At 73.0% G+C, this 10,929-nt stretch carries 9 protein-coding genes; 8 read left to right on the top strand and 1 reads right to left on the bottom strand.

The annotated features are described in order from the left end of the window. Window positions 1-2 precede the first annotated feature (2 nt). From ACIA5D_RS42665 to ACIA5D_RS42630, 8 genes are all read left to right on the top strand, one after another. A complete protein-coding gene (locus ACIA5D_RS42665; RefSeq protein WP_396036354.1) occupies window positions 3-1,094 on the top strand; it encodes a hypothetical protein in 1,092 nt (363 codons plus the stop codon). After that, window positions 1,091-2,152, top strand: coding sequence for a hypothetical protein (locus ACIA5D_RS42660; RefSeq protein WP_396036353.1), 1,062 nt, complete (start codon window positions 1,091-1,093; stop codon window positions 2,150-2,152). Before ACIA5D_RS42665 ends, ACIA5D_RS42660 begins: the two co-directional genes overlap by 4 nt. A gap of 6 nt (window positions 2,153-2,158) precedes the next feature. Further along, window positions 2,159-3,019 carry a hypothetical protein gene (locus ACIA5D_RS42655; RefSeq protein WP_396036352.1) on the top strand — a complete coding sequence of 287 codons (861 nt, stop codon included), beginning with the start codon at window positions 2,159-2,161 and terminating at the stop codon, window positions 3,017-3,019. Then, on the top strand, window positions 3,016-4,545 hold the full coding sequence (locus tag ACIA5D_RS42650) for a hypothetical protein (RefSeq protein WP_396036351.1): 1,530 nt from the start codon (window positions 3,016-3,018) through the stop codon (window positions 4,543-4,545). The genes ACIA5D_RS42655 and ACIA5D_RS42650 overlap by 4 nt, the downstream gene beginning before the upstream one ends. Next, window positions 4,542-5,723, top strand: a complete 1,182-nt coding sequence (locus tag ACIA5D_RS42645) for a hypothetical protein (protein WP_396036350.1) — start codon at window positions 4,542-4,544, stop codon at window positions 5,721-5,723. The genes ACIA5D_RS42650 and ACIA5D_RS42645 overlap by 4 nt, the downstream gene beginning before the upstream one ends. A 58-nt stretch (window positions 5,724-5,781) precedes the next feature. Continuing rightward, window positions 5,782-8,337, top strand: coding sequence for a phage tail tip lysozyme (locus ACIA5D_RS42640; RefSeq protein WP_396036349.1), 2,556 nt, complete (start codon window positions 5,782-5,784; stop codon window positions 8,335-8,337). Beyond that, window positions 8,327-8,515 carry a hypothetical protein gene (locus ACIA5D_RS42635; RefSeq protein WP_396036348.1) on the top strand — a complete coding sequence of 63 codons (189 nt, stop codon included), beginning with the start codon at window positions 8,327-8,329 and terminating at the stop codon, window positions 8,513-8,515. The genes ACIA5D_RS42640 and ACIA5D_RS42635 overlap by 11 nt, the downstream gene beginning before the upstream one ends. A gap of 96 nt (window positions 8,516-8,611) precedes the next feature. Beyond that, window positions 8,612-9,310 (top strand): BTAD domain-containing putative transcriptional regulator, encoded by a 699-nt coding sequence (locus ACIA5D_RS42630; RefSeq protein ID WP_396036347.1) that lies wholly within the window; start codon window positions 8,612-8,614, stop codon window positions 9,308-9,310. A gap of 10 nt (window positions 9,311-9,320) precedes the next feature. Here ACIA5D_RS42630 and ACIA5D_RS42625 read toward each other — a convergent pair whose 3' ends face one another. Next, entirely contained in the window at window positions 9,321-10,904 is a 1,584-nt protein-coding gene (locus ACIA5D_RS42625; RefSeq protein WP_396036346.1) for a DUF6345 domain-containing protein, read from the bottom strand. Between the last annotated feature and the right edge of the window lie 25 nt (window positions 10,905-10,929).

The raw sequence follows: 10,929 nt of genomic DNA, 5'->3' as shown, positions 1-10,929 counted from the left end.
TCATGCACGCAGCGTCCCCCGCATCGCTGGGCGCCCGGCGGCTGCTCAGCTCCGCGGCGCGCCGGCTGCACACGGCCGACCCGGTGGGGCTGCTCGGCGGCTATCTCGACGAGTCGCTGGCGCTGCCGCCCGGCGCGCAGGCCTACCGCCGGCCGCACGCGTTCGAGACCCGCTTCTCCGAGCGGGCCCCGAGCACACTCGCGTTCGACCTGAGCCCGGCCGACCCCCTCGCGGGGCCGCCCGAGCGGGTCGCCGGCGCCACCCGGGCCATGCGCCAGGTGGTCGGCGGCACGTTCGGCCCGCGGGCGCTGTCCTGGGTCGACGGCCGCAGCGAGCCCCTCTCCTACGGCAGCGGCGACGCCTGGTTCTCGTCGTGCTTCGACACGGCGGGCCTGCGCGAGTCGGAGGTGACCTACGCGTGGGCGCCGCAGACCGCGGACTCCCTCGCCCGGCCCATCCACGAGGCCGTCCAGGCGGCCACCGAGGCCATGCCGTCGCTGCGCCCCGCCCTGACCACCGTGCGCTGCGGCCGCACGTACGGCAGCCAGGAGATCACCTTCGGCGTCGACGGCGCGTTGCGGCTGGCCGAACTGCGGCCGGTCATGGAGCGCTTCGGCCTCGGCGACCAGCACACCCGGCTCACCAACGCGCTCGCGTTCGTGCTCGGGGCCCGTTTCGTGCTGCCGCCGGACACCACGCTGCTCACCCTGCGCCCGTCGCCGGGCGGGATGGAGATGCGAGTGGACGTCGACCTCGAGGCGATCCCCGACATCCCGCCGAACGTGGCTTCGCTGCTGCAGCTGCAACTGGTGGAGCGGCCGCAAGGACTGCGCGCCCTCGAACGCTGGGTCGGCGCCATGACCCCCGACGGGATGGTCAACCCCGGCGAGCTGGCGCTGCTGTCGGTCGTCGTCGCGCCCGGCTGCGGGCCGCGCCTGGCCATCCAGCTGCGGCCCAGCGCGATCCTCGCGACGCCGGATGCCGGCCCACCAACACCCGCACCACCGGCACCCGCACCGGCACCGGCACCGGCGCCCGAGACCGTCGCGGCGGGCCTCGGACCGCGTCGCTCACCGTGGGATCCACGGCGATGACCACGCCCGCCCGGCCCACCGTGCCGCTGGTGCGGCAGGAGATCGGCCAGATCCTCAAGGCCAGCCCGACGTTCCGGTCGATGCCCGAGGACCGCCGCCGCCAACTCGCCCACGACCTGGTCAACATCGGCCAGTACATGGCCGACGCTGGCGGCAGCACCTACGGCCTGCCGATCGCCGCGGCGATCGGCGAGCGCCCGCCCGCGCGAGCCCTCGCCGACCCCCCACCCCCGCCGAACCCGTACACGGTCGAGAACCTCGGCGCCGCCATCGCCACCGTCGACTTCCCCGGCTTCGTGGCCAGCCTGATCAAGGGCGTGTTCCAGGCCATCGTGGACGCCTCGATCCAGCAGATGGAGGCGTTCGCCGAGTTGGTCAAGAACGTTTCCAAGAGCGTCGACGAGTACATGAAGGACAACGTCAGCCCCAACCAGGCCCGCGACTACCTGGCCGGGCGCTACCCCGACCACCTCCAGGTCGACGTCTCCGGCCAGGAGCCCAAGGTGGTGCCCAAGCCGGATGCCGACGAGACCGAGATGCCCGACTTCTTCAAGGACCTCGGCCTCAGCGTGCCCGTCGACTCGCTCGACGAGGAGACCACCGAGGAGGTGCTGATGCCGGCTGCCCGCCAGCAGCTGGCCATCGACCGGCAGCGGATGCTGCTGATGATGGTGCTGATGGGCATCAACCGGCTCGTCGTGACCAACGGCTCGGTGAAGGCCGCGGTGATCTTCGACCTCGACCTGTCCAGCATGTCGAAGACCAGCACCGACCTGGCTACCTCCTTCGACAACACGACCAACACCAAGTCGAAGAACTCGTTCTTCGCCGGCTGGTTCTCGCCCAACTGGAAGACCGAGTCCGAAACCAAGATCAACGTCACGACCTCCAACAAGTACGACTCGAAGGACACCGCCGAGCTCAAGGCCAAGCTCACCGGCGATGTGAGCGTGCAGTTCGCCAGCGAGACCGTGCCGCTCGACCAGATGGCGAGCATGCTGGGCCTGCAGGAGCCGAGCCTGCCCACCTCCGCGCCCCGCACCACGCCGAGCCCCTGACCCGCCGTGCCCGCCGACCTCGTCCCCAGCCTGCTGGCCATCGAACGGGCCAGCCGCCGCACCGCGCCCGCGGCCGCCGCGCTGGGTGACGACCCGTTCGGCCTGGTCGTGCCGCCGCTCGTGCCGCCGGCCGAGGCCGAGATCGACGCCGCGACGCTGGAGACCCTCGCCGGCCTCTACCTGCTCGCCGAGGTCGAGCAGACCGGGCTGCCGGCCGCCGCCGAGCTGCTGGTGGCCGAGCGGCTCGCCCTCGACCTGCGCTCCGCCGACGCCGCGAGACTGCTGGAGGAAACCGCCGACGCCTCCCGCGAGTGGATCCCCCGCGCCGCCCGGGAGCAGCTCTTCGCCCGGGTCTTCGGCACCGGCCCCGGCGCCGCCGTCGCCCACGTCCCGGCCAACACCGAGTTCGTCCCGGTCCTCGCCGGCACCGCGTCCGCGATCGCCGCCCACGACCGGGCCACCCTGCTGGGCGGCCCGCTCACGGCCACCCGCTCGCAGCTGACCCGGGCCGCCGCCCGGCTGCGCGCCAACCTGGCACCGCGACAGCACGGCAACACCCTCCTCGCCACCGGCCGGATCGCCGCCCAGGCCCGCCAGGCGGCCGCCCTGCTCTCCCACCCCGGCATACTCGCCCTCGTCGGCGGCATGTCGGCCTGGGACGTGGTCCGCGCGACCTGGCCCGACGACGAACGCCCCGACATCGAGCGCCTCGTCGCCCTGGGCCAGTCCGGCCAGGCGATCGTGACCTGGACGGGCAGCCCGCCCGAGGCCATCGGCGACCCGCCCGAGTCCGTCCGCGCGGCCGCCGCATCCTGGCTCGCCGAGGCCGGCTTGACCGAGCCCGCCCTGGCCGGAGCGGTCCGGTGACGGCCGTCCTGCCGCTGCCGGCCCCGCACGACGCGGGGGCCAATCCGGGCGGCCTGCGACCGACCGGGCCGACCCGCGCCGTGGTCCGCCGGGAGGTCCGGCGGCTGCTGTCCCGCTCGGCCGCCTTCGACCGGCTGCCGGCCGCCGACCGGATCTCCCTCGAGCACCACCTCAACAAGGTCGCCGGCTACGCCGCCGAGTGCGTCCGCGACGACTGGGCCAGCAGCGCCCGCCTCGGCCAGCGTCCCGTCCTGATCGAGCGCCCGGCGCCCGCCCGGGCCGCGACCGAGCAGTCAGCGACAGTGCGGTCGCCGCGCGCCCCGGCCGCCGCCGGGCACCTCGGGGCCGGGCCACTCGCGGCCGGGCAGCCGGCGCGCGCCCAGGCCGCGGCCGCGGCGGCGCGGTCGGCTCGTGCCCAGGCGGCCGAGGAGTTCACGCCCGCGGCGGCCGGCAACATCGCCGGGGTCACGGCGGCCACGCTGCGGGCGCTGTCGTTCCCGGACTTCGTGGCCGACCTGATCCGGGGGACGTTCAATGCGATCGTCAACAGCTCGATCCAGCAGCTGGAGGCGTACGCGCGGCTCCTGGAGGACGTGAGCAAGACCGTGGACCAGTTCATGGCCGACAACATCACCGACAACCAGGCGCGGGACTGGCTCGTTCAGGCGTACCCGCAGCACATAGCGCTCGCCGACGGTGAGCCGCAGCTGGTCGCGGCGGCCGGCAGCGACGACGCGGCCCCGCCGGACTGGAAGAGCTCGCTCATGCTCAGCGAGGACGTGCAGCCGGGGGACGAGGACTCGTACGAGGAGGTGCTGCTGCCCGCCGCGCGGCGCAAGCTCGCCCAGAGCCGGCTCCAGACGCTCTCCACGCTGGTGCTGATGGGGATGAACCGGATCGTGGTGACCGCCGGCAAGATCCGGGCCGCCATGTCGTTCCACGTCGACACCACCGACCGGGCGGGGCAGCAGCACGCCACCGACTTCGATTTCCACACCGGCGCGTCCGGCAGCGTCGGGTTCGGGCCCTGGGCCGTGTCGGCAAGCATGTCCGTCGGTTATGTGCGCTCCGACCGGTCTCAGTCGGACAGCCAGATGAACGTGTCGGCCGACCTCACCGGCGAGGTGGAGATCCACTTCCGCACGGACGCGGTGCCGATGGAACGCTTCATCGAGCCCGGCAAGGCCGACGTGATCCGGGGCAACACCGCCGTGCCGGAGTACAACGACCCGCCGTGGGGCGACAGCCCGCCGGTCCGGGCGCCGGTGACGGCGCCGACGGCGGCGCCCGCGATCGCCCCGCTGCGCAAGGAGACGGAGGCCCCGCCCGTCCCGAAGATCCCCGACCCGAACTGGACCCCGGACGGCTCGAAGCCGCCGGCGAAGGCAGCGCCCCCGCCGGCCGCGACAAAGCCTCCGGAAACCAAGCCTCCGGAAACCAAGCCACCAGAAGCCAAGCCACCGGAGACCAAGCCACCGGCCGCGCCGGGCACAACCACCGCCGTCACCGAGGGGGTAGCGGCATGACCCAGACAGCCGCCCGGCCGGTGTTGCCGGGACCGTTCGCCACCCCGCCCCACCCGGCGGGCGTCCGGGTCACCCAGGCCGTCGAGGATCTCGTCGTCCCGCAGGTGCAGGCGCTGCTGCGGTCGAGCCCGGCCTACTACCGGATCGACGACGCCGCCCGCCGGGACATGGAGCGCGACCTCACCAAGATCGCCGCCTACAGCGCGGCCCTGCTGCACGACGGGTTCGGCCAGGCCGAGCGGCTCGGGCAGACCCCGGTGCTGCGCACCGAACCGCCGGCGCCGGCACGGACCCGGGCCCGCCGCCGCTCACCCTGGGCCCGCTCGGCCGCCGACTCCCCGTTCGAGAGCAGCGCAGTCGACCGGGTCGCCGACGTCACCGGCGACGTGCTCGGCGCGATCGACTTCCCGCGGTTCGTCGCCGACCTGATCAAGGGCACGTTCAACGCCATCGTGGACGCGTCGATCCAGCAGATGGAGGCGTTCGGCGAGCTGATCGCCAACGTCGCCAAGACGGTCGACCAGTTCATGGCCGACAACATCACCGACAACCAGGCCCGCGACTACCTCGCCGCGCGCTACCCCGGCCACATCGCCGTCGACACCGGCGGCGAAAGCCCGGTGGCCCGGGCCCGCGATGGCGCCGCCGACCTGCCCCAGCCCAACCTTCAGGGCGACCTCGGCGTCGGCCCGGACGTCGCGATCGACGACAGCTCCGTCGAGGAGGTTCTCGTCCCGGCGGCGCGGCGGCAGCTCGCGAGCAGCCGCCACCAGCTGCTCTCCACGATGGTGCTGATGGGGATCAACCGGATCGTCGTCACCAGCGGCCGGGTGCGGGCCAAGCTCGACTTCCACATCGACGCGTCCGACTCCGGGCGGGCCGAGACCGCCAGTCAGTTCGACGCCAAGCACGAGAGCAGCGCCAGCGGCGGGCTGATCGGCTTCCATGCCGGCGCGCGCACCAGCGTGGCGTACGTCCAGACGGCCAAGCAGGTCGCCAGCGACGAGATCAACGTCAACGTGGACCTCTCCGGCGAGCTGGACCTGCGGTTCGCCAGCCAGACCTTCCCGCTCGAGCGGTTCGCCGACACCGGCCTGATCTCGCAGATCCAGGGCGGCACCCCGAACCCGTCCGGCAACCCGGTCGCCGCCCCGATGGCGCCCGCCCCGACGCAATGAGAACCCGACGCAAGACATAGCCAGACGTTCCAGGAGCCCGTCGCAGGAGGAGGCAGCGATGCCCACCAGTCAACCGATCGTCGTGCTCGACCCGGGGCACGGCGGCACCGTGCCCGCCGGCGCCTCCACCCCGGACCGGACGGTGGCGGGACTCTCTGAGCGGGGCCTGACCCTGGGCCTGGCCCGCCGGGTCCGCGCGCTGCTGGCGCCCACCTGCACGGTGATGCTCACCCGGGACAGCGACGCGAACGTCTCCCTCGACGGCCGGGCCGCGTTCGCCCGGCTGGCCGGCGCCGACTACTTCGTGTCGCTGCACTTCAACGCCGCCACCGACCCGGCGCTCGACACGACCGAGGCATACGTCGCCCGCAACTCCAGCGAGGGCGACCGCGAGCTGGCCACGGCCCTGCACGAGTCGGTCCGCGGCGCGCTGGGCACGACCAGCGGCGGCGTGCTCGCGGCCGATCTCGGCGTGGTCGCCCGCAGCCGGCACCTGGACCGCACCCGGGTGGCGCTGCTGGAGGCGTGCGACCTGAGCAACCCGCGCCGCGCCGGCGAGCTGCGCGACCCCGCCAGCCTGGAGCGCCTGGCCCAGGCGGTCGCCACCGCCATCCTGACCCGGTGCCAGGCCGAACGTGCGGGCGCCACTCTGGCCGTACGCGCGATGGATATTGATCTTGATGCCTCCGAGGTGCTGAACCGGATCAAGGCTGCGGCGCACGCTGCGGCGGGGACGCGGCGAGCCTTCACCGGGTCGGAGCGGTTCGTCACCGTGCTCGCCTCGCGCTACCTCGCCGATTACCTGGCCGCCCCGGGCCCGGCGACCGCCGAGGCCGCCATCGCCCGGATCGCCGCGCAGAACACCACCGGCGTGGTCACCCAGGTCTGCGGACGCGACGACTACTGGGAGGCCATGTTCAAGCAGCTCAACGACATGAAGGTCCCCTTGCTGTCCAGCGTGCCGGGGCTGAGCGGGCTGCTGGACAAGTTCGGCGCGGCCACCGACATCATCTCGGTCGCCAACCGGTACGACCTCGACCACATCGACGGCCCCTACCTGGTCGGCGCGCACGGCGGCATCGACCTGCTCGCCTGCAACCAGATCGAGGCGGCCGTCCTCGACCCGGACCTGCTGGCCGGCGCCGACCGCAACGAAAGCCAGCTGATGCACTGGGCCACCGGCGTCAAGTACGGCGACACCGGCCACGAGCGCATCCGGGACTTCTTCGTCGCCTACGAGATGTGGCACCTGGAGCAGTGGGACGTCTTCGGCCGCGACCCGATCAACGACCTCATCGCCGAGGACGCCGGCTGGACCCTCGCGCAGGCGCTGCGCTCCGGCACGGTCACCGGCCCCACGCTGCTCGGTGTGCTCGACGACGCGTTCGCCCGCGGCCGCCGCTGGGTGGGCGGGTTGCTGAGCGAGCGGGAGGCCGCGCTCGACGCGCAGGTGCTCGCGCTGCGACCGCCCGACATGCACGTGCACTGGGGACGCTGGGTGATCCGGCCCGACTCCCCGCACCACCCCTACCCGATCCCCAGCGTGCGCGCCATGCTGCAGGACGGCAGGACGATCGACCAGGTGATGGCCTCGCGGCAGGTGGCCGACTACATCGACGTCTACACGCTGATCGCCGAGGCACGGCGGACGCCGGAGCCGGTCTCCGGCCTCCAGCGGATCATGGCGGCCGGCGACCTGGACTGGGCGTTCCGGGCCGCGGCCGGTGACGAGAAGCCACCGACGACGTCGGTGACCACGCTGGCCACCGGCTTCGAGCCGCTGGACGACGGCGAATGGGAGCTCGTGCACAGCTGGCTGACGGCCGGGGCGGTGGGCCAGACCCCGCTGACCGGCGACGCCGACGCCAACGCGCTGCGGATCGCCGTCGTCCTGTTCTGCCAGCGGCGGCTGCAGCAGTCGTTCGCCGACCCGGCCACGTGCCCCGACCCGACCATCACCGAGTGGGACCCTGACGTGCAGCGGCTGGCCGGCGAGGTGGCGGCCCGCGGGCCGATCGTCCACTGGCCGGCCCGCACGATGGCCGAGCGCCAGCGCTATGCCATCGACCGGCTCATCCGGGTCTACGGCTATCCGCTGGGCGGCGCCGCCGGCATCGTGGGCAACCTGACCAAGGAGTCCGGCGTGCTGCCCTCCCGGATCGAGGGCAGTGCCGAGGCGACGCCGCTGCGCGCCAAGGACTACAAGGGCAAGCTGCGGGACTGGTCGCCCCGGGAGATCATGGACCGCACCGGCGGTCCGGAGAAGGCCGGGATCGGACTTGCGCAATGGACGTGGCCGTCGCGGCGGGCGGGTCTTTTCGCGTACGCCTACGGCGCCGCCCCGGCCGGGCCGCGGATCCTGTTCGACATGGACGCCCAGATCGACTACCTCGTGCACGAACTGCGCACGGCGACGGACTTCAAGGATGCCGAGCGCATGCTGATGATGTCCATGATCACCGTGGACGACGCCTCCGACGAGTTCATGTACAGCGTCGAGAATCCGGGCGACATGAACGCCAAGCCCCGCGACAACCCGGCGGTGCAGGCGGAATTCGCCAAGCGGCGGACCTACGCGCAGGAGGCACTCCGGGCGTACACCGATGGACAGTGAGCCGCGGGTCGCGGTCTGCGTGCTGCGGTGCGAGGCCGCGCCCTACGGGATCCGGGTGACCATGACCGAGACGAGCGACATCGGCTCGGGGGTCGCCCGGGAACACCGGCTGCTGCGGGCCGGCCCGATCCTCGACCAGGTGCGCCGATTTCTGGCGGAAGCAGGCGTTTCCGAGTGAGCGGTGGAGGCGAATCAACGACACGATCGTCGTGGTGACCCGGCCCGCGGGTTTAGGCTCGTAGACCGGCAACGCCGCTGACGAATGGGGCACACGATGAGTGCCGACCCGCCGAGACTGTGCCTGTTCAACGGGCCGTACCTCGTACTGGACGGCGAGCCGGTCGCCCTCGCCGACGGCGCGAAGCGGGTGCTGGCGTTCGTGGCGCTGCGCGAGAGCCTGGTCGACCGCGGGGTCGCCGCCCGCACGCTCTGGCCCGACCTGAACGCGCCCGCCGCCGGCGGGCGACTCCGCACCGAGTTGTGGCGGATGCGCGGCGCCCTGCCCCGGCTGATCGCCGCCACGAAGTGCACTCTCACGCTGCGGCCCGAGGTCGGGGTCGACATGCGCGACCGCTACGACTGGGCGGGCCGGCTGGTCGGCGGCACCGCGACCGAGGCCGACCTGCGCGCCCCGCCGGCCGACGACGAGTTCGAGCTGCTGCCCGGGTGGGCCGACACCTGGGTGATCCTGGCCCGCGAGCGGATCCGGCAGCGGCTGCTGCACGGGGTCGAGGCCCTCGTGGCGCGGCTGCTCGACCAGCGGCGGACCGCCGAGGCGGTCGATGCGGCGCTGCTGGTGGCCGGCATCGACCCGCTGCGCGAGAGCGCCCAGCGCGCCCTGGCCTCGGCGCATCTCGCGGCCGGCAACGTGGCGGACGCCCGCCGCGCCTACGACGAATACCGGGCCCGTCTCCGGCGGGAGCTGGGGGTGGATCCGAGCCCGGGGTTCGCCGCACTGATCGCCGCTTCTTGAGTCGGCAACCTCAGCAGGTGGTCCACATGGCGACGTACGAGGTCGGGTTGCGCGGGTCGGCCGAGACCGAACCGTGCCCCCACAGGTGGTCGAAGCGCGGGTCCGCGCCGGCGGTGGCCACGTACATGGCGCCCACCCAGACGGTCGGGCCGAACGGCGCGCCCCAGCCGTTGGTGCTGGGCTGGATCTCCTGGCCGGTCCGCAGCCACGCGTCGATCAGCGGCATGCCGTCCTTGGCGTACCGGACCAGCCGTCCGCCCTCGTCGGTGGTGTCGAACGTGACGGCGCCGTAGCCCATCAGCGAGTGCAGGCCGTCGAACGCGCCGTCCCAGCGGTCGAAGACGTCGCCGCCGCCCTTGGCGAGGATCTCGTCCTCGAGCGGCCCGCACGCCGCCACGACGACCCATTCGAGGTCGTTCTGGCCCCACAGGTCGCCCGGGTTCCCGGGCGACGTGCCGACCTCGGTGAAGTCCAGCGAGCCGTCGTCCGGGCTGGACAGCACCCAGCCGTTGCCGTCGGCATGGCCGGTGTAGAAGACGAAGTCGGCGGCGTCGACCCAGTCGTCGTCGTTGCGCCGCCAGTCCGACTCCCACGCGTTCTGGTCGCCCCAGTTGAAGTTGATCAGCCAGCCGTCGGCGGCCAGCTCGTCGACGAAGCCCTGGGCGTTGGCCGGGCTGCCGTTGAGCCCGCCGAGCGGGCCGATCCACGAGGTGCCCGCCTCGAACGGATTCGCGACCGCGGAGGCGTAGCCGCGGCGCTCGCCACGCTCGAACGCCGGCCCGCCCCGCTTGCGCGGCGGCTGCGGCTCGGCCTTGGGCGGCTCCGGCCCGAACGTCGTCGCGGGCAGCATGATCACCCGGGCCGGGAAGGAGCGCTCCCCGCGGCCCAGCGTCGCGCGGTACGTGTACACCGGGTAGAGGAACTCCTGGCCGGCGAAGACCGGGGCCGAGAAGTACGCCAGCCCCACCTCGAGATCGAGAACCTTGAACGCCCTGGTCATCGCCTTGAACTGCGCGTCGGCCTTCTCCCGCGGCACGACCTCGGCGGCGAACGAGGACTCGATCTCCCGCCACGCCGCGAGGTGCGAGAGCACGTCGCCCTTGTCGCCGACCGTGACGATCGTCTTGCCGCCGCCACCGATGATCGGCACCTCCCGGGCGCCCTCGAAAGGCTCGTCGAGCCGTACCGTCACGGCGTAGTTCACCTTGACGTCGAGCTGCTGGTCGTCCCGCTTCCCGTCGGTCCGCACCGACGCGAAGGAGCCGCCCGTGCCGCTGCGACCGAAGCCGAAGCCGTCGCCCAGGCGCGGCGCCAGGCCGTACTTGAGCAGGTATTCGTCGGCGGTCTTGCCGGCCTCGACCGGGTCGGGCAGTTGCGGCGGCGTGGCGCCGAGACGCCACAGCCGGGAGGTGTCGGCCGCCCAGCTGCCGGAGCCGGCGGCTTCGAGGACGCGATCCCCCGACCGTACGACGGTACGGTCGGTGAATTTCCTGATCGTGAAGTTCCCCTGGCCGTGCAACCCCGTGGCCAGATCGACGGCCCGGCCGAAGCCGGCCTCCGCGTTGCGTACGCGATAGATGGGAAGTGTCGCCATCTCCTTCGCCCCCAAACGGCGAGGC

Source organism: Actinoplanes sp. NPDC051513, from assembly GCF_044454685.1.
Taxonomy (GTDB): Bacteria; Actinomycetota; Actinomycetes; order Mycobacteriales; family Micromonosporaceae; genus Actinoplanes.
This window is presented reverse-complemented; position numbering and strand designations above follow the sequence as displayed.

Excerpts from the sequence above, each read along its gene's own strand:
- ACIA5D_RS42665 (WP_396036354.1), top strand. The coding sequence starts at position 3 with ATGCACGCAGCGTCCCCCGCATCGCTGGGCGCCCGGCGGCTGCTCAGC.
- ACIA5D_RS42660 (WP_396036353.1), top strand. The coding sequence starts at position 1,091 with ATGACCACGCCCGCCCGGCCCACCGTGCCGCTGGTGCGGCAGGAGATC.
- ACIA5D_RS42645 (WP_396036350.1), top strand. The coding sequence starts at position 4,542 with ATGACCCAGACAGCCGCCCGGCCGGTGTTGCCGGGACCGTTCGCCACC.
- ACIA5D_RS42640 (WP_396036349.1), top strand. The coding sequence starts at position 5,782 with ATGCCCACCAGTCAACCGATCGTCGTGCTCGACCCGGGGCACGGCGGC.
- ACIA5D_RS42635 (WP_396036348.1), top strand. The coding sequence starts at position 8,327 with ATGGACAGTGAGCCGCGGGTCGCGGTCTGCGTGCTGCGGTGCGAGGCC.
- ACIA5D_RS42630 (WP_396036347.1), top strand. The coding sequence starts at position 8,612 with ATGAGTGCCGACCCGCCGAGACTGTGCCTGTTCAACGGGCCGTACCTC.
- ACIA5D_RS42625 (WP_396036346.1), bottom strand. The coding sequence starts at position 10,904 with ATGGCGACACTTCCCATCTATCGCGTACGCAACGCGGAGGCCGGCTTC.